At 58.9% G+C, this 21,434-nt stretch carries 16 protein-coding genes; 7 read left to right on the forward strand and 9 right to left on the reverse strand.

Annotated elements, in window-relative coordinates; translation table 11 throughout:
* Positions 1–37: 37 nt before the first annotated feature.
* On the forward strand, positions 38–1,069 hold the full coding sequence (locus tag QSV77_RS14275; protein WP_302733982.1) for an L-idonate 5-dehydrogenase: 1,032 nt from the start codon (positions 38–40) through the stop codon (positions 1,067–1,069).
* A gap of 74 nt (positions 1,070–1,143) precedes the next feature.
* On the opposite strand, the gene QSV77_RS14280 is transcribed toward QSV77_RS14275, so the two are convergent.
* Complete coding sequence (locus QSV77_RS14280; RefSeq protein ID WP_302733983.1) at positions 1,144–2,085, reverse strand: helix-turn-helix domain-containing GNAT family N-acetyltransferase; 942 nt, start codon at positions 2,083–2,085, stop codon at positions 1,144–1,146.
* A gap of 229 nt (positions 2,086–2,314) precedes the next feature.
* On the opposite strand from QSV77_RS14280, the gene QSV77_RS14285 reads away from it, so the two are divergent.
* Positions 2,315–2,659: a hypothetical protein gene (locus QSV77_RS14285; RefSeq protein WP_302733984.1), complete on the forward strand. Its 345-nt coding sequence runs from the start codon at positions 2,315–2,317 to the stop codon at positions 2,657–2,659.
* Between the two features lie 27 nt (positions 2,660–2,686).
* Here the strand turns inward: QSV77_RS14285 and QSV77_RS14290 are convergent, their stop codons facing one another.
* The 7 genes from QSV77_RS14290 to QSV77_RS14320 all read right to left on the reverse strand — a co-directional run bounded on the left by QSV77_RS14290 (position 2,687) and on the right by QSV77_RS14320 (position 14,853).
* Complete coding sequence (locus tag QSV77_RS14290; protein ID WP_302733985.1) at positions 2,687–3,835, reverse strand: alpha-hydroxy acid oxidase; 1,149 nt, start codon at positions 3,833–3,835, stop codon at positions 2,687–2,689.
* A 137-nt stretch (positions 3,836–3,972) separates the two neighbouring features.
* On the reverse strand, positions 3,973–4,983 hold the full coding sequence (locus QSV77_RS14295) for a 2-hydroxyacid dehydrogenase (RefSeq protein WP_302733986.1): 1,011 nt from the start codon (positions 4,981–4,983) through the stop codon (positions 3,973–3,975).
* Positions 4,984–5,045: 62 nt separating this feature from the next.
* Positions 5,046–6,668 carry an ABC-F family ATP-binding cassette domain-containing protein gene (locus tag QSV77_RS14300; RefSeq protein WP_302733987.1) on the reverse strand — a complete coding sequence of 541 codons (1,623 nt, stop codon included), beginning with the start codon at positions 6,666–6,668 and terminating at the stop codon, positions 5,046–5,048.
* A 160-nt stretch (positions 6,669–6,828) separates the two neighbouring features.
* On the reverse strand, positions 6,829–8,067 hold the full coding sequence (locus QSV77_RS14305) for a TadE/TadG family type IV pilus assembly protein (RefSeq protein ID WP_302733988.1): 1,239 nt from the start codon (positions 8,065–8,067) through the stop codon (positions 6,829–6,831).
* 166 nt (positions 8,068–8,233) lie between these two features.
* Complete coding sequence (locus QSV77_RS14310; protein WP_302733989.1) at positions 8,234–9,115, reverse strand: transglutaminase family protein; 882 nt, start codon at positions 9,113–9,115, stop codon at positions 8,234–8,236.
* 4 nt (positions 9,116–9,119) lie between these two features.
* Positions 9,120–11,477 (reverse strand): circularly permuted type 2 ATP-grasp protein, encoded by a 2,358-nt coding sequence (locus QSV77_RS14315; RefSeq protein ID WP_309546939.1) that lies wholly within the window; start codon positions 11,475–11,477, stop codon positions 9,120–9,122.
* Between the two features lie 49 nt (positions 11,478–11,526).
* Complete coding sequence (locus QSV77_RS14320; protein ID WP_302733990.1) at positions 11,527–14,853, reverse strand: DUF2126 domain-containing protein; 3,327 nt, start codon at positions 14,851–14,853, stop codon at positions 11,527–11,529.
* Positions 14,854–14,925: 72 nt separating this feature from the next.
* On the opposite strand from QSV77_RS14320, the gene QSV77_RS14325 reads away from it, so the two are divergent.
* On the forward strand, positions 14,926–15,162 hold the full coding sequence (locus QSV77_RS14325) for a hypothetical protein (RefSeq protein ID WP_161991350.1): 237 nt from the start codon (positions 14,926–14,928) through the stop codon (positions 15,160–15,162).
* Positions 15,147–16,955 carry an ABC transporter ATP-binding protein/permease gene (locus QSV77_RS14330; RefSeq protein ID WP_142841650.1) on the forward strand — a complete coding sequence of 603 codons (1,809 nt, stop codon included), beginning with the start codon at positions 15,147–15,149 and terminating at the stop codon, positions 16,953–16,955. The genes QSV77_RS14325 and QSV77_RS14330 overlap by 16 nt, the downstream gene beginning before the upstream one ends.
* A 39-nt stretch (positions 16,956–16,994) precedes the next feature.
* Here the strand turns inward: QSV77_RS14330 and QSV77_RS14335 are convergent, their stop codons facing one another.
* Positions 16,995–17,189, reverse strand: a complete 195-nt coding sequence (locus tag QSV77_RS14335; RefSeq protein WP_046799408.1) for a hypothetical protein — start codon at positions 17,187–17,189, stop codon at positions 16,995–16,997.
* 173 nt (positions 17,190–17,362) lie between these two features.
* Between QSV77_RS14335 and QSV77_RS14340 the strand changes: the two genes are divergently transcribed.
* The 3 genes from QSV77_RS14340 to QSV77_RS14350 all read left to right on the forward strand — a co-directional run bounded on the left by QSV77_RS14340 (position 17,363) and on the right by QSV77_RS14350 (position 21,433).
* On the forward strand, positions 17,363–17,752 hold the full coding sequence (locus QSV77_RS14340; RefSeq protein ID WP_269698929.1) for an acyl-CoA thioesterase: 390 nt from the start codon (positions 17,363–17,365) through the stop codon (positions 17,750–17,752).
* Positions 17,753–17,923: 171 nt separating this feature from the next.
* Positions 17,924–20,167: a polysaccharide deacetylase family protein gene (locus QSV77_RS14345; protein ID WP_302733991.1), complete on the forward strand. Its 2,244-nt coding sequence runs from the start codon at positions 17,924–17,926 to the stop codon at positions 20,165–20,167.
* Between the two features lie 225 nt (positions 20,168–20,392).
* Positions 20,393–21,433 (forward strand): four-carbon acid sugar kinase family protein, encoded by a 1,041-nt coding sequence (locus QSV77_RS14350; protein ID WP_302733992.1) that lies wholly within the window; start codon positions 20,393–20,395, stop codon positions 21,431–21,433.
* Position 21,434 lies beyond the last annotated feature (1 nt).

Below are 21,434 nucleotides of genomic sequence, written 5' to 3' on the forward strand. Positions count from 1 at the left end.
ATAACCGCCATGCCGAACCCCCATGGGAGGAGCGAATATGAAAGCGGTTGTCATCCACGCGGCCAAGGATTTGCGGATTGAAGAACGGGAGGCGGAGCAGCCCGGCCCCGGACAGGTCGAGGTCGCCATCGAGGCGGGTGGTATCTGCGGCTCCGACCTGCATTATTACAATCACGGCGGCTTCGGCACCGTGCGGGTGCGGGAGCCGATGATCCTTGGCCATGAGGTCGCCGGCACTATCAGGGCTTTGGGAGAAGGCGTTTCCGGTCTTGCCGTCGGCGACCGCGTTGCTGTGTCGCCGAGCCGGCCCTGCAACCATTGCGAATTTTGCCTGAAGGGCCAGCAGAATCAGTGCCTGAACATGCGCTTTTATGGCTCTGCCATGCCGATGCCGCATATTCAGGGCGCATTCCGCCAGCGCCTCGTTGCCGAGGCCTATCAGTGCCACAAAGTGCGCGACGGTATTTCCATCCATGAAGCGGCCATGGCTGAACCCTTTGCAGTGACGCTGCATGGCGTCAACCGCGCCGGCGCATTGACCGACAAGCGTGTTCTGGTCACCGGCTGCGGGCCGATTGGTGCGCTTGCCATCATCGCTGCCCGCGCCCATGGCGCCCGGGAAATCATCGCGACCGATGTCATGGATGCCGTTCTGCAAAAGGCGCTTGCCGTCGGCGCCGACCGTGTCATCAATGTTGCCAGCGACCCGGATGCGTTATCAGCCTATTCGGCGAACAAGGGCTACTTCGATGTGCAATTTGAAGCCTCCGGAAACGAAAGGGCCGTCCGGTCGGGTCTCGAAGCGCTGAAACCGCGCTCCACGGTGGTTCAGCTCGGGCTCGGCGGCGATGTGTCCATTCCCCAGAACATGGTGGTCGCCAAGGAAATCGAGATGAAGGGCACGTTCCGTTTCCATGAGGAATTTGGACTTGCCGTCGATTTCATCAACCAGCGCCGCGTCGACCTGAAGCCTCTGCTGACCGGCACCTTCCCGTTGGAAGAGGCGGTCACGGCATTTGAAACCGCCGGTGACAGAAGCAAATCCATGAAGGTTCAGCTCGCCTTCTGATAGGTCCGATTTATGACCCGGAGACGGCTGCACGGTAACTTTCGGTGCGGCCGTTCATCCGCCGGGATTAGCGATCACTCGGGCCGGGAACGAACAAAGCGCTGTTCCAGAACCTCGCTTCCCCATTGGCTGCCGGGACGTTCTTCGACACAGGCGAAACCATGGGTCTCGTAGAGATGTCGGGCGGCCGAAAGGCCGTTGAATGTCCAAAGATGGGTTTCGGCAAAGGCCTTTTCATCCGCAAAGGCCAGAGCGGCTGCAAGCAGCCTGCGTCCGACACCGCCACCGCGAACACTGTCATCCACTATGAACCAGCGTAGATGCGCGTTGCCCGATCCAAGGTCTTCGCCGTCGATGGCGACGGAGCCGATAATCTCGTCGCCGCGCATCGCGGTCCATATCGCATTTTGCGGTCTTTCGAGCCGGTTGCAGAAGGAGGCGAGGCCTTCGGCGACAACGGATTCGAAGCGCTGGCCGAAGCCGGATGTCCGGGCGTAATAGAGCGCATGCATCTGTGTTATGCGGGCGATGATGCCCGGCCGGTATCCTGAGACGATATCTATGGCGGGAGCGGCGGCATCGCCTCGGTCTCCCAGCGCATCGGCATAAAGGCGAAGCCCCGCAAGGATGGTGTTTGCATCCGCCGGTGTAAGCTGTGTCAGGGCGCCAGATACCTGCCGGTTGGCGAAGGCGTGAATGGCGCCGACGCGTTTTTGTCCCTTGTTGGCAAGAAACAGCAGCTTGATACGGTTATCCTGCCCGTCCGTCTTCTCCAGAATATCTCCTGACAGGATGAGTTTGCGAAGCATGCGGCTGACACTGGATTTTTCAAGCCGCAGAAGCTTTCCCAGATCACGCGCCGTAATTCCCGGGCACGTCTCGATCTCGATCAGGGCATGAACGGCGGAAGGTGGCAGATGGGTGCCTGCGAAATCGCCGCCCATGAAACCGAGTTCCCGGACAAGCCGGCGCGAGGTGAAGCGGATGTCATTTATGGGGAGAGACTGTTCGGACATGTTAAATCCATTATGGTTGCATCGTGCAACGATAATCATACTCAGCGCGACCTGCCAAGTTCGGTCTTCTTTAAAATGCTGGATTTCTCCGGGAAATCGGGCAAGCTCCCTTTCGGATCGTTGGCACGACTTCAGGAATGACCGCCATCAAGAAAAAGCCATCCTCGAGCAGTCTGCGCAGAAGGTTTAGTACCGTCGCGATTTTTAATTACCCGGCTATGGAGCAGACATGCCCGATACGCCTCGCTTCTTCCGTTATGCCGTTCTCGCTGCGATGTTGCCCGTCGCCGTCCTCGGCATCACGACGCCGCCAAATGAGTATCGCGCCGTCGGCATCGAGGCAGTCGATTGTGACGGACCTATATCGGTTCTGATCCCTGCCGTGCCGGCACTTGCAGCCTATGCCATTATCGGCTGGGTGTTCCTATCAGGTGCAAAGCGCCACCGTTCCCTGATCTCTGGCGGCATTTGTGTGGTGGTATCCCTGGCGCTTATCTGGAATATCGGCGCAGCGCTGCTGGAACATCGGCGAAACGCCGCGGAAATGGCCTGTGATGACAGCGGGAAGCTGTGACCTTGCCTGGAAATGCGGAATAAGGTTCTATCTGTGAAACCGCAGGTTCCGGCGCGTTAGCTGCTCGACAGTGGTGCAGCCCATCAGCTTCATGCCGCGCTCGATTTCGATGCGCATTGTTTCCAGCGCCCTTTCCACCCCGGGCTGGCCGGCGGCAGCCAGAGGGAAAAGATAATAACGGCCGAGCCCCACAGCCTTGGCACCCAAAGACAGCGCTTTCAGAACATGGGTCCCGCGCTGTACGCCGCCATCCATCATTACGTCGATCCGGTCGCCGACGGCATCAACAATCTCTGCCAGCTGGTCGAAGGCGCTGCGGGAACCATCGAGTTGGCGACCGCCGTGATTGGAGAGCACGATGCCGCTACAGCCGATTTCGACAGCGCGCCGGGCGTCGTCAACCGACATGATGCCTTTGAGGCAGAAAGGGCCATCCCATTCTTTCACCATCTGCGCCACATCATCCCAGTTCATGGAAGGGTCCAGCATCTCGGTGAAATAGCGGCTGATGGAGAGCGCCCCGCCATCCATTTTTATGTGGCCGTCGAGCTGCGGCAGGCTGAAACGCTCATGCGTCAGGTAATTGATGCCCCAGGCCGGCTTGATGGCGAATTGCGCGATGCCGGAGAGATTGAGCTTGAAGGGGATGGCAAAACCAGTGCGCTTGTCACGCTCGCGGTTTCCGCCGGTAATGCTGTCCACGGTCAGCATCATCGTCTCGACACCGGCACTTTTGGCGCGCGCCATCATATCGCGGTTGAGGCCACGGTCCTTGTGGAAATAGAACTGATAGACCTGCGGCCCGCCGCTGATCCGGCGTGCTTCCTCAAGGCTGGTGGTGCCGAGCGAGGAGACGCCGAACATCGTGCCGAACTTTCCAGCCGCGGCCGCGACCGCCCGCTCTCCCTGATGGTGGAAGAGACGCTGCAGCGCCGTCGGGGAACAATAGACCGGCATGGAGAGCTTCTGCCCCATGACGGTGACCGACATGTCCACGTCGGACACGCCGCGCAGCACATCCGGAACAAGATCGCAGTTTTCAAAGGCGGCCGTATTTCGTCGATACGTCACTTCGTCGTCGGCAGCGCCATCTATGTAGTTGAAGATCGGTCCGGGAAGACGTTGTTTGGCCATGCGGCGAAAATCGTGGAAATTATAGCAGTCTTTGAGTTGCATCTGTCGCTCGACCGGTCCGGTTTGAAAGCCTGAAAAGATTGCTCGAAACCTATACCGGGGATTTGGGGCGGGCAATCGGCCTGCCGACGATTTCCGCAGGCTCGAAGCATGAATAATTCAGAGGCGGGGCGGAAGCGCTAAACAGGGCCTGCAAGCTGTTCGGTGGAGACCGCATGCAGCGCTTTGCCAGTGCTGATGAAGCTTTCAATATTGCCGATCGTGGTATCCGCAATGTTTTTGAGGGCTTCCTCCGTGAAGAACCCTTGATGACCGGTTACCAGAACATTGGGGAAGGTCAGCAACCGTGCAAAGACATCGTCGCGCAGCACGTCATTGGAAAGATCTTCAAAAAAGAGATCGGCCTCCTCCTCATAGACATCGATGCCGAGAGAACCGATCCTGCCGTCTTTCAGACCCGTGATCGCGGCGCGCGTGTCGATGATTGCGCCGCGGCTGGTGTTGATGAGCATCACGCCTTTCTTGAGGAGGGGTAGCGTCTCCTTGCGGATCAGGTGCCTGGTCTCCGGTGTGAGCGGGCACATCAGCGTAAGAATGTCCGATGTCCGGAACAATTCCTCCCGTGTCACATAGGCCACGCCCAACGCCTCGCAATCAGGATTCGGCTGAAGATCGTGGCCGATGAGACGGCAGCCAAAACCCGATGCAATACGCGCAAAAATCGCGCCGATCTTTCCAGTGCCGACGATGCCGATGGTCTTGCCGTGGAGATCGAAACCAAGCAGGCCATCGAGGGCGAAGTTGCCTTCGCGGACGCGGTTATAGGCGCGATGGATCTTGCGGTTGAGTGACAGGATGAGCGCCATCGTGTGTTCGGCAACCGCATAGGGCGAATAGGCGGGAACGCGAGCAATGGTCAGGCCCAGCTTTTCGGCAGCCACGAGATCGACCTGGTTGAAACCGGCGCATCGCAGGGCGACGAGCTGCACGCCCATTTCCGTCAGCCTTTCGAGCACGGGCCGCGACAGGTCATCATTGACGAAGGCGCAGATAGCACCTGCTCCCTCCGCCAGGGCAACAGTTTCAAGCGACAGGCGCGCTTCACAATATTGTATCCGCATGCCTGACCGGGCCGCGGCGTCAAGGAACTGCCTGTCATAGGGCTTGGCGCTGTAAACCACGATCCGCATCTGCTTCTCCAGTATCGAGTACGAAAGTTACCGTTGCGGAGACCCTGTGTCCGGTACGTGCCTCAGCTGCGAAGGCCCGGTGCTTCCTGCCCGGTGCTTTCGACATATTCGGTGTAGCCGCCGCCAAATTGGTGAATGCCATCCGGGGTCAGTTCAAGTACCCGGTTTGAGAGGGCGGCGAGGAAATTGCGATCGTGGGAAACGAACAGCATCGTGCCCTCATAATCCGACAGGGCCTTGATCAGCATTTCCTTGGTATCGAGATCGAGATGGTTCGTCGGTTCGTCGAGTACAAGGAAATTCGGTGGATCGAAGAGCATGGCCGCCATCACGAGGCGGGCTTTTTCACCGCCGGACAAAACGCGACAGCGCTTTTCGACATCGTCGCCGGAAAAGCCGAAACAGCCGGAAAGCGCGCGAAGCGGCGCCTGTCCCGCTTTTGGAAAGCGTTCCTCCAGCCATTCCAGAATGGTGCTGTCGCCATCCAGAACATCCATGGCGTGCTGGGCGAAATAACCGAGCTTGACGCTGGCGCCGAGCGTGACATTGCCGGAATCCGGCGCGGTCGTACCGGTCACCAGCTTCAGCAGGGTGGATTTTCCAGCGCCATTCACGCCCATGATGCACCAGCGCTCCTTGCGCCGCACCATGAAATCCAGCTCGCCATAGATCGTGCGGCTGCCATAGGCCTTGTTGACCTTCTTCAGCGCCACGACATCCTCACCCGATCTTGGGGCCGGTGCGAATTCGAAAGCGACCGTCTGGCGCCGTTTTGGTGGTTCGACGCGGTCGATCTTTTCAAGTTTCTTGACGCGGCTCTGCACCTGCGAGGCATGCGAAGCACGCGCCTTGAAGCGTTCGATGAATTTGATTTCCTTGGCGAGCATGGCCTGCTGGCGCTCGAATTGCGCCTGCTGCTGCTTTTCGTTCTGTGCCCGCTGCTGTTCGTAAAAGCCATAATCGCCGGAATAGGTGGTGAGGTTGCCGGCATCGATCTCGATGATCTTGGTGACGATACGGTTCATGAATTCGCGGTCATGCGAGGTCATCAACAATGCGCCGTCATAGTTTTTCAGAAAATCCTCAAGCCAGATCAGGCTTTCGAGATCGAGATGGTTCGACGGTTCATCAAGCAGCATCACGTCCGGGCGCATCAAAAGGATGCGGGCGAGCGCCACACGCATCTTCCAGCCACCGGACAGTTTTGAAACGTCACCGTCCATCATTTCCTGGTTGAAGCTCAAGCCATCCAGAACCTCACGGGCACGGCCCTCCAGTGCGTAGCCGTCAAGCTCTTCGTAACGCGCCTGCACTTCACCGTAACGTTCGATGATGGCGTCCATTTCGTCCATTCGGTCGGGATCGGACATGGCGGCTTCCAGCTCCCGCAGTTCCGCTGCCACTTCGCTGACCGGGCCTGCGCCTTCCATGACTTCGGCGACGGCTGAGCGTCCGGACATTTCACCGACATCCTGATCGAAATAACCGACCGTCATGCCCTTTTCGACGACGACCTGTCCCTCATCGGGCTGCTCCTCGCCGGTCATCATCCGAAACAGCGTGGTCTTGCCGGAACCGTTCGGCCCGACAAGGCCGATCTTCTCGCCGCGATTGAGCGCAGCGGAGGCCTCGATGTAAAGAATGCGGTGACTGTTCGACTTGCTGATGTTTTCGATGCGGATCATGACAGGGCCTATGAATGGGAGCGGCCCTCCTATGCCACGGGTCGCCGCCGCTGTCACCTGCTGCGCATGTCTTGTCAGCCATGCAGAGCCCGGGAAGACTGGCCTCCGGGGCAAATACCCCGGAAGCGATATGTTTGCGTCTTCGCCTGCCGAATTTTCGTCAGTTGGTCAGCGTGGCTATGCTGCCGGCTGCCTTGCGGGCGATTTCGCCAAAGGCGGTGACAATCTGCTCCATGTTTTCGGGCGCGTAATAATTGTCGAGGCTGGAAGCGCAATATTGCAGCAGCGACTTGCCCTTGTCCGGCGCCATGAAGGCGACGCTGAAGATCTTGATCCCGTCTTTCTTGGCGGTTTCGCAGGTGGTGCGCACCGACTGGTCGATGCTGGAACTCCACGAGGAGCTGTTTCCAGTCATTTCACCGTCGGTCATTAGAACGATATAGCGCTCGAAGGATTCGCTTTCCTGTGTCTTATGTGCCTTCGCTTCGTCCGGATTCGTTTTTTTAAGAGCGTTGTAAGCGGCATTCAGGCTGCTGCGGGCATCCGTGCCGCCAGTGGGAAATTCGGGAATCTGTTTATTAACGTAGCTGACAACGCTGCTCGTACCCCAGCTGATAGCCTGAGCCGCATAGGTCTCATGTGTATATACCGACGCGCCGGTCCGAACTAGCTGGGAGCCGCCACTTGCGGTGTAGGTCGGATCGGCCTTGTTCAATGTAGCAACGAGAAAGCTGACGGCGGTCTTCAACGATGTGGCCTTGTTGACATAACAGGGCGATGTCTTGCCGAGATTGGGATACTTGCCCCAGTTATCGGATGTGTAGTTCTGGCAGGACGTTTTAGCGCTGTCGACACTGTCCGTCTTGAAGGACATCGAACCGGAGCGGTCGAGCACCAGATACATGGATATCGGTGCGCCTTTGTTGACGGTACTTTTCGCGGTTCCGGTCGCTGCGATATCGAGTGTCTTAATACCGACGAACCCCAGCAGCGGATTGAGCTGCACCTGGCGGTATAGCGTGGTCTCGATGGTATAGGTCTTGCCGCGCGCATCTTCCTTAGCGGAAACGCCGACTGGGGAGTTCTTCTCCAGTTCCTTTTTCTCTTCCTCGGTCAGGCTCTTTTCCATCTGCCCAGCGATGAAGGCCTTGGCGATTTCCTTGATCTGTTCGTCTGTGAGCGCGCCTTCCTTCAGGCGTGCCTCGGTTGCTGCGGCGAGCGCTGCAGAATCCGCCGTGTTCTGCAGGTCGGCTTTCACCTGCATCACATTTGCCAGCTCCAGGCCGGCTCCGGCCACGCCCAGCAACATCGGCAGCAATATTGCCGTCATGATGCCGAAATTACCGCTGGTATCGGCAAGGAAACGGCGCTTCAGTTTTTTGTCTGTGGAGGCGGTCATGATGGGGCTCACCGATTAGAATATGCGACTGAGCGCAGAAAACCCGTAAAGGATATAAAATCCGCTAACACGAAGATTATAATTTTATGAATCGTTCAAATTGGTGCAGTTTTTGAAGTATTTTTAAGAATTAATTGGTTGGAAGATTGAAATAACACATATTGTGTCATTGCTGGACGGGAACCACATCCACGGCCTGTTTTATCTGCTGGTTGCCGTAGCTCTTGAGGACCCCGATCACCGGTGCGACATCCGAATAGTCGCGGCCATAACCGACGACGATGTGGTCGCTGCCGGCCACGATATCATTGGTGGGGTCGAGTTCCAGATAACCGGCCGCTTCTCCGCACCAGATGCGGACCCAGGCATGCATGGCATCGGCGCCTTCCAGCCGTTCCTTGCCAGGCGGAGGAATGGTGCGCAGGAAACCGCTGACATAACCGGCGGGAATGCCGAGGCTGCGTAGCGCCATGATCATGATATGCGAAAAATCCTGGCACACGCCGCGCTTCAATTTAAAGGCTTCCGATGGAGTCGTATCCACGGTGGTCGCTTCGCCATCATAGGTGAAGTCCTTGTGGATGCGTTTGCACATGGCCAGCGCGATTTCGCGGATCGTCATTCCCGGTTTCAGCAATTCCCGTGCATAGGCGGATATTGCCGTGTCCACGCCTATTCTCGGGCTCGCGCCAATGAAATGGTGTGGTGACTGGAAATCGATCGACCAGACATCGGCAAGGTTCTGCGGCAGGCGGGAAAGCTCGGGTGAAAAATCTGCCGTCATGGCCGGCGCTTCCACCATCACCCGCGCCTGCATGCGGATATCCAGCTTTTCATGCGGCGCGCGCAGATGCACAGATGTGGCTGATTGATGAAAGAAATCGTCAAAGACGGCACGTTCTTCCGGCACGGGCGAAACATCGATGGAACCTGCGACCAGTCTCTGCCGACCCGGGATCGACAGAGGCAGCACACGGATAATGTGGCGTGCGCCATGGGCCGGCGTGTCGTAGGTGTAACCCATATGCAGGGACAGATCGTAAAGCATAGGGTTATCCGAGATATGTGCGGGCCAGAACATCGGACAGATGTTCCATGTCGGTTTCAAGCTGGCGATAGATCGCACCGTTCATGTTTTCCGGCGTCATGACGGCGAGCCCGGAATGAAGACGCATCGTTTCGCGGTAAAATGGCGACATCTGGCCGTTCACAAAGGCATTTGGAAGCTGCTCCACCTCGGTGCGGATTTCGTTCAACTGGAACAGGATCGAGCGCGGATTGAGCGGATCAAGTGCCAGAAGATCGGTGACCGTCAGGCCAGCCGTGGCGACATTGTAGCGGCGGCGGTGGGTCATGACACTGTCGCCGATTTCGAGCAGCATGTCATAGGAACCATCAGGCGCGTCCGGCCCGGTCATGTGGCCGAGAAGCCGTGTCATATGCAGGCCGCGTTCAAGATAACGGCCGATCGACAGGAAACGCCAGCCGGTGAAACGGTACATGTTTTCATGCACGAGACCGGCAAAGCCGGCAAGCTTGCGCAGCAGGATCGTCATGGCGTGGGTAGCATCGTCGCCGGGCGCGACTTTCGCATGGAAACGGCGGGCCGTCTTGGCAAGGTCGTTCAGCGCCAGCCATCCATCGGGTGAAAAGCGGTCGCGGATATTGCTGGCGGAATAAAGCGCGCTGTTGATGTTGTTCAGCAGGCTTTCCGGCACGGCATCGTTCATCTCCACGTCAAGCGCTTCGAGATACCGCGTCACATGGGCGAGCAGGGGCTGACGCGGATCGGCCGATTCAGCATAACGTCCGTGCCAGGCGCGCAGGATGCGCAAGGCACCTTCAGAGCGTTCGATATAACGGCCGAGCCAGAAGAGGTTGTCGGCAGCCCTGCTGGGCAGGCTGCCCGGCATGTTGCGGGTAAAGCTCTCTTCCGCCGGCAGCAGCGTGGTGCGTTCCACCGGTTTTTCGCTGACGATCCAGACATCCGCGGCGCTGCCACCCGATTGCATGGCAATGGCGGAAACGTCATCGCCGCTTCCAATTCGGGCAAAGCCACCCGGCATGATCTGCCAGCCATTCTGCGTGCGGGCGGCAAAGACACGAAGGCTCATCGGGCGCGGTACGAGCTTATTGCCGATATATGCCGGCGTGGTTGAAAGCTTCACAACTTCCTGGCCCACCAGCCTGTGGCCGTCGGAGGCAAGCCAGTCGCTGATCGATTCCTTCGCCGTCTCGCGCAACGACGAACCGAGCACGGATTGGCCGTTATCGTCGAAGAAGGGTAGGCGGGAATAGGCCGGGCCGATGACCATGCCTTCGATATTGCCGGCAACATGGCGGCGCTCGGATTCCTGTCCGCACCACCAGGTAGCGATCGACGGCAGCTTCAGCTCCTCGCCCAGAAGGTGGCGGCAGATGCGCGGCATGAAGGCAAGCAGTGCCCGCGTTTCGAGAATGCCGCTGCCGAGGGCGTTGACGATGGTGAGCGCTTCGTTGCGCAACGCCTGCACCATGCCGGGCGTGCCGATATGGGATTGCTGGTTGAGTTCCAGCGGATCGGAATAGGAGGCGTCGAGACGCCGCCAGAGCACACCGATCGGCTTCAACCCGGCCACGGTTCGAACCATGACGCGGCCGTTGACGACGGTCAGGTCCTCACCCTCCAGCAGCATGAAGCCCAGATAACGGGCGATATAGGCGTGTTCGAAATAGGTTTCGTTGGCGGGGCCGGGCGTCAGCACCGCGATGCGGTCGTCCGGGTGCTTCCTGTGGGCCTGCAGCGTGTCGCGGAAAGCGCCGAAAAACGAGGCCAGCCGGTGAACATGGGTTTCGGCGTAGATATCGGACAGTGCGCGGGTGGTGGCTACCCGGTTTTCCAGCGCGAAACCAGCGCCGGAAGGCGCCTGCGTCCGGTCGGCCAGCACCCACCAGTTTCCATCAGGTCCGCGTCCTATTTCGAATGAGCAGAAATGCAGGTAATGGCCGCTTGCCGGTTTGACACCAACCATCGGCCGCAGATATTCCGGATTGGAAGCGATCAGCGCCGGCGGCACGTAACCTTCGTTCACCAGCCGGTTCTCGCCGTAAAAATCGGCAACCATGGCCTCCAGAAGATCGGCGCGCTGTTTCAGCCCTTCGGAGAGAACCGTCCATTCCCTGTCATCGATCAGTACCGGAATATGCGAGATCGGCCAGTTTCGTTCGCTGCTGCCCTTGCTATAATCGCGGTAGAACACGCCTGCGTCGCGCAGATAGCGGTCGGTGCGGGCAAAGCGCTCGTGCAGTTCGCGTTCGGACATGCGCGAGAGCGCACCGAGCAGGTGCTTCCAGACCGGCCTCACCTTGCCATCGGTATCGAGCATTTCGTCGGCCACGCCCGGCAAGGTGGAATAGCCAAGCCCGCGCAGCGGTGCGCCGGTTTCCGTCTTGCGTTCCGTTGCCGGGGCTTTGGACAATTTAAACTCCGTATGGCCGACGCAGATCGAGCGTCAGCGGAAATTCTGGCGACACGGTTTCCGCATGAAGCGGATATTGTCCTGCCGTATGTCCCCATGGTTCGAAACGGGCAAGGCGGCGTGCCTCGGCCTCGTTGCCGTTGACGGGAAACGTCTCGTAATTGCGCCCGCCCGGATGAGCAACATGATAGATGCATCCGCCGATCGATCGCCTCGACCATGTATCATAAATGTCAAAGGTCAAGGGTGAACTGACGGGCAGAACGGGATGCAGGCCGGAAGCCGGCTGCCATGCCTTGAAGCGCACGCCGGCAACCGCGACGCTGCGGTTCTCCGTGGGGGTCAGCGGAACGGCGCGGCCGTTACATGCAACGGCGTAACGCGCTGGGTTGGAGGTTTCCAGCCGTACTTGCAAACGCTCGACCGAGGAATCGACAAAACGCACGGTTCCGCCGATGGCGCCCTGTTCGCCCATCACATGCCAGGGTTCCAGCGCCTGACGCAACTCCAGTTTCGAGCCTTCATATTCCACTTCGCCGAAGAAGGGGAAACGGAACTCCTGCTGGGCGGTGAACCATTCGGGTTTCAGATCGAAACCGTTTTCCCTGAGATCGGCGAGCACATCCAGAAAATCCGCCCAGATATAATGCGGCAGCATGAAGCGGTCGGCGAGTGCCGTGCCCCAGCGCACGAATTTGCCGCCGGCGGGGTTTTTCCAGAAGCGGGCGATAAGTGCGCGCACCAGCAATTGCTGGGCCAGCGACATGCGGGCGTTCGGCGGCATTTCGAAGCCGCGGAATTCCACGAGCCCGAGGCGACCGGTCGGCCCGTCAGGCGAAAACAGCTTGTCGATGCAGATTTCCGCGCGGTGGGTGTTGCCCGTTACATCCGTCAGCAGATTGCGGAACAGGCGGTCAACCAGCCATGGCAGCGGTGGCGCGCCCTCACCGGGTGCAGGCACCTGCGCGAGTGCGATTTCCAACTCGTAAAGGCTGTCGTGGCGGGCCTCGTCGATACGCGGGGCCTGACTGGTCGGGCCAATGAACAGGCCGGAGAAGAGGTAGGAAAGCGAGGGGTGCCGCTGCCAGTGCAGAACGAGGCTTTTCAGAAGATCGGGCCGGCGCAGAAAGGGGCTGTCATTGGGGTTGGCGCCGCCCACCACCACATGGTTGCCGCCGCCGGTGCCGGTGTGGCGACCGTCGATCATGAACTTGTCAGCGCCGAGACGTGTCTGGCGTGCTTCCTCATAAGCCGCCGAGGTGATGTCGACGCATTCCTTCCAGCTTGCAGCGGGATGGATGTTGACCTCGATGACACCCGGATCGGGCGCGACGCGGATGACATTAATGCGCTCGTCATGCGGTGGCGCATAACCCTCGATATGAACAGACAGTCCCAGCTCGGCCGCCGCGGCTTCCGCGGCTGCGACTAGCTCGAGGTAGTCTTCGATGCGTTCGACCGGCGGCATGAAAACACAGAGACGGCCGTCGCGCGGCTCAACGGAGAGCGCGGTGCGCACCGCACCCCCGATTTCTCCAAGCGTCTGTTCGACACGCGCTTGGGCGGCAGCTTCATCCACATGGAAGGACGCTGCCGGCATGGCGCGGCCAGACGGCGAGGCGAGATCGGGAAGCGGGCCGCGGGGGATCGATGGATCGGCCTCGTGGATATAGGGGTAAGCAGAGGGTGGCACATATGGCAGGGTGCCGAGCGGCAGGCGGTAACCGACCGGGCTGTCACCCGGAACGAGGAAAATCTTGCCGCGCCGCGTCTTCCATTTTTCGCTGACCCAGCGCTTGCCGTCTGCCTTGGCGTTCCACGCCTGAACGGGAAGAATATAGCCCGTCGGCGTCGTAAGCCCGCGTTCGAACACGCGGGCTATGCGGTTTCGCTCTTCGGGATCTTTCAATTTGGAATTGGACGGGTCGACATTATCGGGAAGGCTGCCTTCCTTGATGATCCATTCGGCCGGATCCTCATAAGCGGGCAGTACGAGATCAGGCTCTATGCCAAGCTGCGTGGCGATACCGTTCAATAATCTCTGCGCATCTTCGGGCAGGACCTTGGTGTCTGAGCCTTCCTCGGCGATCAGTGCCGGGTTTTGCCAGATCGGCAGGCCGTCCTTTCGCCAATAGAGCGAAAAGGTCCAGCGCGGCAGGCTTTCGCCCGGATACCATTTGCCCTGCCCATAATGCAGAAAGCCGCCCGGCGCGAAACGCTCGCGCAGGCGGCGTATCAGGGCGTCTGCCTTTTCGCGTTTTGTCGGTCCAACCGCGCCGGTGTTCCATTCCTCGGATTCGAAATCGTCGATGGAAACGAAGGTCGGCTCGCCGCCCATGGTCAGCCGGACGTCATGCGCGTTCAGGACGTTATCGACCGCCTCGCCAAGCGTGTTGAGGTCTTCCCAGCTGTCATCGGAAAAGGGCTTGGTGATGCGCGGGGTTTCGGCAACGCGCCGGACCTGCATGTCGAAGGCGAATTCGGTATTGGCGTGGCCGAAGTAACCGCCCGAAATCGGTGCGGCGTTGCGATAATGTGGTGTTGCCGCCAGTGGAATATGGCTTTCACCGGTCAGAAGCCCCGATGTGGGGTCAAGACCGATCCAGCCAGCGCCTGGCATATAGACCTCGGCCCAGGCGTGCAGGTCGGTGAAATCCACTTCGGTGCCGGAAGGGCCGTCCAGAGCCTTGAGATCGGGCGTCAACTGGATGAGGTATCCGGATACGAAACGCGTGGCGAGACCAAGATGCCTCAGAACCTGTACGAGCAGCCAACTGGTGTCGCGACACGATCCCTTGCCGGAGGCCAGTGTTTCCTCCGGCGTCTGGACGCCCGGTTCCATGCGGATGACATAACCGATTTCCTGTTGCAGACGCGCGTTGAGGCCCACGACCATATCGACCGTCGGCTGGCCGGGCGTGTGGTCGACGGTCGCCATGAAGGCGGCGAGCAGCGGGCCGGTCGGCTCCGGTTTCATGTAGATGGATAAGTCGTCCCGCAATTCCTGCGGATAATCGAACGGCCATTTGGTCGCTTCTTCCTCGACGAAGAAATCGAACGGATTGTAAACCGTCATATCGGCGACAAGATCGACCTCGATCTTGAATTCCGTTGCCGGCTCGGGAAAGACGAAGCGGGCGAGGTAATTGCCGTAGGGATCCTGCTGCAGGTTTACGAAATGATTGGATGGCGAAACCTTGAGCGAATGGCTGATAACGCGGGTTCTGGAGTGCGAGGCGGGCTTTAATCTGATGATTTGTGGTCCAAGGCGAACCGGATTGTCATATTTATAATGCGTCAGATGATAGATGCTCGCTTTGATCGCCATTAATCTGCCTTGCCCGGTTTTTCCGGTCTATGCGGTTTATCCGCCCCTCTGAAATTATTTGGATTTTGTGCAATGCAGGAAAAGAAAGCAAGGATCATTTCCGGGGACATCCGCATTGTTGCTACGGGCCGAAAAGTTTGCCCGCGCGAAGATTTATCCGCGCTTTTCAATCGTCGCCGCCGGGATTTCGCCGGGATTGTGGACAAGGTCGAACGGCGTGTTATTGCTTGGCATCGCAAGGCGCAGAATCGCGACCCGCTTTCTTTGCCGACAGACGTTTCGGAATGGAATGAATGGCAACAACGGTGACCGACGATCAGCGCAAGAGCGCGGCTAACCCTTCGGGCTTCGATCTCGATTTTCCTGCGCAATTGCGCATGATGGGCAATGCCTTCTGGACCTCGCCGGTGCGCAACCGGCTGATATTGCTGTCGTTTGCCCTATTGACGGTAATATTGCTGACGGCCTATGGCCAGATCCGCCTCAACGAGTGGAACGCGCCTTTCTACAATGCGCTGGAGCGGCGCGATCTTGATGCCTTCATTCACCAGCTCGAGGTCTTCGCGATCATTGCCGGGCTGCTGCTGCTGCTCAACGTCATCCAGACCTGGCTCAACCAGATGACGGCGCTGAACATGCGCGAGGGTCTTGCCAAGGATATGGTGGACCAATGGCTGAAACCGGGCCGCGCCGCCCGTCTTGCCGGTTTCGGCACGATTGCCATCAACCCCGACCAGCGTTTGCACGATGATGTCCGCAACCTTGCCGAAAGCAGCACCGCGTTGTCCATCGGTCTCGTGAACGCAACAATCCTGCTTATCAGCTTCATCGGTGTTCTCTGGGGCCTGTCAGCGGGCTTTTCCATCACTATCAACGGCGATCTTGTCCCCATTCCCGGCTATATGGTTTGGGCGGCGATCCTTTATGCCGGTTCCGCATCTTTGCTGAGCAACCTTGTCGGTTATCGTCTGGTTGGGCTGAACGCCGAACGTTATTCGAAAGAGGCGGAACTGCGCTTTTCCCTGATGCGCGCCAGCGAAAATCTGGCTGCGATCGCTTTGGCGCGCGGTGAAAAAAACGAGCGGCGGCGGATCGGGGTCGATATCGATGCCGTGCTTGGTGTGATCCGGGGGCTGGCCATGGCGCTGACGCATCTGACCTGGGTTTCGTCGGGTTATGGTTGGCTGGCGGTCGTTGCGCCGATCCTGATCGCGGCGCCGGTCTATTTTTCTGGCAACCTCACCTTTGGCGGGCTGATGATGGCTGTCGGCGCCTTCAACCAGGTCAATACCGCGCTTCGCTGGTACATCGACAATTTCGGCCCGATTGCCAGCTGGAAGGCGACGTTGCAGCGCGTCTCGGTGTTTCGCAACGCCTTGATCCAGATGGATAGTGTCGAACAGCACGGGCTGGCGATCGATCTGCAGCGGAGCGCGCAGAACGAAAAGATCCGCCTTCAGTCGGTCACGATCTGCCGCGATGCAGGCGGGCAGGATGTGGAGCGCGGTTTCAGGCTGCGCGAGGCGAATGTGGAGATCGGGCCGGGCGAGCGGCTGATGATCAATGGCGAGCAGGGCGTGAACCGGCGGCTGTTATTTGCCGCCATGGCGGGACTGTGGCCCTGGGGGCAGGGCAGAATAGAAATGCCCGAGCAATCCGACACGCTGTTCATTGCCCAGCATGGCTATTTGCCGACGGGTTCGCTGCGCGAAATTCTCGCCTATCCGCGCGCGCCGCAGCGGTTTGCCGAGGAGGATTATGTCGCGGCGCTCACCGCGTGCGGGCTGGGCGATATGGCGCCCCGTCTCGATGAAAACATCCGCTGGGACAAGAAACTGGATCCGGATGAGCAGGCCAGCATCCGTGTCGCCAATGCCCTGTTGCTGAAGCCGAAATTTGTCGTCATCGACGATTTGCTGGAAGGGCTGGAGAAACAGACGCAGGATACGCTGGCTGCAGTTCTGAACGGCATCGATGGCGCGGCGATTATCTATATTGGTCGCTCAGAGACGTTTCTGTCGGTTCTTTCTCCGGCTGTGGCGCATCTCGACCACGCCGTACCGAAGGAAAATATCGCCAAGCGTGATGGCAATTCGCAATAGCCGTTTCGCTATGTCATCATTTGGGTCGGTTGCGGCGGATCAAAGCCGCAAATGCCACTTTTCCAGGTCGAGCCGCTGTTGTTTGGCGAGATTTATGGTGGTCTCCGGTCCCGCCTGCGAGCGCAGCGCAATGGTTCCGGTCGCCAGACTAACGGCGATAACGCTTGCGACCACCACAATGATGCGGTCGTAACGTTGCTGTATCGTGTTGTTCCCACTCCAGTCATAGGCCATTCGCACGCCCTCGCGTTTTTTGGAATCGTGCCCCATCATGGTTAACCGAAGCTTACGATGGCTGTGTGATTCCTTGCTGTTTTGGAAGGGCTGCCGCGATAAATCGGCTATTGGCTGATGAGGCGCGGTTGTCTAAGTCCGGTAGCGGGAGGTTTGTGAAAGGAATTTGACATATGGACCAGCAACCGCCCGCCGACATGGAACTTACCCTCAGAACGCTTGCTATGCCCGCCGACGCCAACCCGGCCGGTGATATTTTCGGCGGCTGGGTGATGTCGCAGATGGACCTTGCCGCTTTCGTCCGCGCCAATGATGTGGCCGGCGGCCGCACCGTGACAGTGGCTGTCAACGAAATCGTCTTCAAGAAGCCGGTCAAGATCGGCGATACATTGTGCGTCTATACCCGGATAGAGAAGGTCGGGCGCACCTCCGTCACGCTCAAGATCGAGGCCTGGACCCGCAGGCATTATGAGGATTCACGCGAAAAGGTCACGGAAGCCGTCTTCATCATGGTCGCGGTGGACGACAAGGGCGAGCCGCGCCCCGTCCGCAAAGAGGTGTGATGCGGTTCCCGTTCAGTTCGAAGCAAATTCCGAAGCGCTGAAAGAAGCTCAGGAGAGTAAGAAGCGCTTCGGCTCCGGCAATTCGATCGTCGACCGCTCAATACTTTAGAAATATCCAATTTATTTATCAATTTTTGCGATCAAGGTACGGAATAGGACGGGGATCAGGCTTTGACCATTCCAGGTGTTGTTATTGTCGGCGGTGCTCACGGCACGCTTGCCCTTGCCCGCAGCCTCGGCGCCCTGAATGTGCCTGTCTATTATCTCACCCATGATTCACCTCTGCCGGGCTGGTCGCGCTTCGTGCGGGAGACGATCCGCTGGGCCGGCCCGCACGATGCCGGGGCGTTGGCCTTTTTGCGGGAAATGGCCGAGAAACATCATCTGAAGGGCTGTCTGCTCGTGCCATCCGGGGATGGCGAGGTACAGCTTGTTTCGCAACATCGCGACGAACTCTCCGCCCTTTACAAGATCATCCTGCCGGATTGGCCATCCCTGCAATGGTTGTGTGAGAAGCCGCTGCTCTATAAACGCGCGGCGGAGCTTGGCGTCTCGTTCCCCCGGACCTACGCACTGACATCGGCCGATGACATCGATGCGCTGGACGTGACATTTCCCGTTATCCTCAAGCCGAATATGGGTGGCGGGGATACCGTGATTTCCCGCGCGAAGGTGATCCGCGCCGATGACCGGCAGGCGTTGAAAACCGCTTTTGCGGATGCGAGCGCGGAGATCGGCGCGGGCAATGTCGTGGTGCAGGAACTCATTCCCGGTGGGGGAGAAAGCCAGTTTTCCTATGCGGCGCTATGGCGCGACGGAGAGCCGGTTGCCGAGTTCACCGCCCGGCGCACGCGTCAATATCCCGTCGATTTCGGATATACCAGCACCTGCGTCGAGGTTGTGGACAACCAGCAGGCGATCGAGGCCGCGCGGACGATATTAAAATCGGCCGGTCACAGCGGTCTGGTCGAGGTGGAATTCAAACTCGACGGCAGGGATGGTTCGCTGAAGCTTCTCGATGTCAATCCGCGCCCATGGTCTTGGTTCGGCCTCAGTTCGGCGGCTGGCGTCGATCTTGGCGCGTTATTATGGCAGGTTGCCAATGACGTGCCCACCGGCCCGTCCCAGGCCGCGCGACAAGGCGTGTCGTGGTCCTATCTTGTCCGTGATACGGTTGCCGCCTTTACATTAAGCCGGCGCGGCAAGGCAAATATCGGCGACTACTTTGCATCTCTGGGCAAAATCCGCAGCTGGGCCGCTTTTGCGCTGAATGATCCCTTGCCGGGTCTTATCGATCTGCCGCTCACCGCCTGGAGAGTCGCCAAAAAACGGGTTCTGCCCGGCCTGAAGTCAAAACAATCCGCAACGGTTTCCGGACAGGCGGCAAAGCGCCTGTTGAAATACGGAGCCATAAGGGCCGGGCTGGAGGTGAGTTCTCTCCCCGTGGTCCGCGCTGCATTTCCGTCGCTTGCCGGGCGTGGCGTGATTTTTACGCTTCATCATGTGCGCCAAGGGGAGGCCATCTCGCCTTTTGCGCCCAATGTGCAATTGTCCGTCACGCCGCAGTTTCTGGAAGAGGCGATACAGGCAGCGCTTGAATGTGGACTTGTTCCCGTCCACCTGCATGATTTACCGGCATTGCTTGCCGACAATAACGAAAGCCGGTCGTTTTGCGCCTTCACGCTTGATGACGGTTATCGCAATAATGCCGTTCATGCCGCGCCGGTCTTCCGCAAATATTCCGTTCCCTACACGATTTTCATCACACCGGGTTTTGTTGAACGGACACGCAGCCTGTGGTGGGAAACCGCGGCTGCGCTGACGCAGAAAGCCGCATCGTTTGACTTCGATTTCGGCTCCGGGCCGGAACATGTGGCATCCGCCACGCCTCAGCAGAAGGCGGAAGCATTCACGCGCCTTGAGAATTTCGTGCAGAACTTTTCAGAGGATGAGGCAGTGGAAAGGATCGACCGCGCAGCGAGACAGCACGCCATCGATCCCATCGCGATCGTGGACGAGCTTGTCATGGATGCGGATGAACTCAGGGCGTTGTCGAACGATCCTCTGGTGCATTTCGGCGCACACACCATGACGCATGTGAACATGCGCAAGATCGATGCGGCGCGTCTGGCGCACGAGATCGAGGAATCGACCCGCCGGGTGGAGGCCTGTGTCGGCCGTCGGCCACAATCCTTTTCTTATCCCTATGGCTGGACAAAAGCAGTGGCAGAGCGCGAGGCAAAGGCGGTGTTCGAGGCGGGATTTTCCGTGGCGGTCACCACACAGGCCGGTGTTCTTGGCCCTCATAACCTCGAAAAGCCAACGCAGTTGCCGCGTGTTTCGCTGAACGGGCGCTTTCAAAAGAAGCGTTTTGTCAAAGGGCTTATCTCAGGGCTGCCTTTCCGGTTTATCTAGCGGCGATACCCTGTTTGCCGTCTTTCGCCTTGCCTGCGGAGCCGCATGCGTGTTGGCCGCGTTTATCCTTTTCTGAATCTAGCGATGGCCTAGCGGTTCGCTTCATCGCCAGCAGGCCAATTCGAAAGTCTGCATAATAATTTTTGTTATTCACATCTGTTTATCTATTGATTATAAATAAATTTATTGAGGTAAAACATTACAACTTTTTTGAAGGCTTCGCCCGTGCTGCTGATTTTCGCCGATGATCTGACAGGCGCGCTCGACGCCGCCGCACCCTTTGCCGGGCGTGGGCTGGCGACCGAGGTTGCGATCGGGCTTGACGGTGTATCCGCAGCCCTCGCGGATGCGCCTGCCGTCCTCAGCGTCAATCTGGGTTGTCGAGACGGTGATGCGGATGAAGCCGGTCACCGTACGCGGTCACTATTGGCGCTGGCTCCAGCGGATACGATCCTGTTCAAGAAAGTCGATTCCCGGCTGAAGGGGCACATTGCGGCTGAAATGGATGCGATGTCCTATCGGCACGCACTTGTCGCGCCCGCCATCCCCGATTTCGGACGTATCGTTATGGACGGGGCCGTATCCGGCTTTGGCGTTGAGGTCGCCATTCCAGTTCATGAGAAGCTCGGCAGACACGCTGGTCGCTGCACGATACCCGATACGCGATCGCAGGGTGACATCCGGGAAGCTCTCGCCGCCGCACAGGCTAAAGACGTCGATCTTCTGGTCGGCGCACGTGGGCTTGCCGAGGCTCTTGCCGAGGCTATGACGGGTCGGACTGTTGCCGAAACGGCGATTATTCCGGCTGGCAAGGGACTTTTCGTCGTCGGTTCGCGTGATCCGATTACGGTAGAGCAAATGGAAGCGCTTGAGCGGGCCGGGCTTGTGTCGGTTATCGATGCGCCCAACGGTGTCGTACCTTCCCCTACACATAATGGTTCCAGCCTGACACTTGTTCGCGCAATGCGGGGGGCAGAAGATCTTTCACCGCTTATCGTTTCCGATCGGCTGGCGGAAGGCGTCGTGCCGCGCTTCACGGCAGCTGCCGGCAGGCTGCTTCTCTCGGGCGGGGCGACGGCCGAAGCCGTGCTGCGCGCCATGGGCATTTCTCGCCTGCGTCTTGCTGGCGAGTGTCTGCCGGGTCTGGGCGTCGGCTGGGCCGGCGACCAATGCATCATTGCGAAGTCCGGCGGTTTTGGGCAAGCTGACACGTTGAAACACATTGCGAAAATGATGCTTGGCGTGAACGACGCCGGAGAGAGCTGAC

The organism is Agrobacterium sp. V1, from assembly GCF_030518355.1.
In the GTDB taxonomy this organism is placed as follows: Bacteria; Pseudomonadota; Alphaproteobacteria; order Rhizobiales; family Rhizobiaceae; genus Agrobacterium; species Agrobacterium cucumeris.

Bases quoted from the DNA above. Each gene is read 5' to 3' on its own strand.
- QSV77_RS14295 (WP_302733986.1), bottom strand. From the start codon at position 4,983: ATGCGGATCGTGGTTTACAGCGCCAAGCCCTATGACAGGCAGTTCCTT.
- QSV77_RS14290 (WP_302733985.1), bottom strand. From the start codon at position 3,835: ATGCAACTCAAAGACTGCTATAATTTCCACGATTTTCGCCGCATGGCC.
- QSV77_RS14280 (WP_302733983.1), bottom strand. From the start codon at position 2,085: ATGTCCGAACAGTCTCTCCCCATAAATGACATCCGCTTCACCTCGCGC.
- QSV77_RS14325 (WP_161991350.1), top strand. From the start codon at position 14,926: ATGCAGGAAAAGAAAGCAAGGATCATTTCCGGGGACATCCGCATTGTT.
- QSV77_RS14275 (WP_302733982.1), top strand. From the start codon at position 38: ATGAAAGCGGTTGTCATCCACGCGGCCAAGGATTTGCGGATTGAAGAA.
- QSV77_RS14340 (WP_269698929.1), top strand. From the start codon at position 17,363: ATGGACCAGCAACCGCCCGCCGACATGGAACTTACCCTCAGAACGCTT.
- QSV77_RS14330 (WP_142841650.1), top strand. From the start codon at position 15,147: ATGGCAACAACGGTGACCGACGATCAGCGCAAGAGCGCGGCTAACCCT.
- QSV77_RS14320 (WP_302733990.1), bottom strand. From the start codon at position 14,853: ATGGCGATCAAAGCGAGCATCTATCATCTGACGCATTATAAATATGAC.
- QSV77_RS14305 (WP_302733988.1), bottom strand. From the start codon at position 8,067: ATGACCGCCTCCACAGACAAAAAACTGAAGCGCCGTTTCCTTGCCGAT.
- QSV77_RS14285 (WP_302733984.1), top strand. From the start codon at position 2,315: ATGCCCGATACGCCTCGCTTCTTCCGTTATGCCGTTCTCGCTGCGATG.
- QSV77_RS14300 (WP_302733987.1), bottom strand. From the start codon at position 6,668: ATGATCCGCATCGAAAACATCAGCAAGTCGAACAGTCACCGCATTCTT.
- QSV77_RS14310 (WP_302733989.1), bottom strand. From the start codon at position 9,115: ATGCTTTACGATCTGTCCCTGCATATGGGTTACACCTACGACACGCCG.
- QSV77_RS14335 (WP_046799408.1), bottom strand. From the start codon at position 17,189: ATGGCCTATGACTGGAGTGGGAACAACACGATACAGCAACGTTACGAC.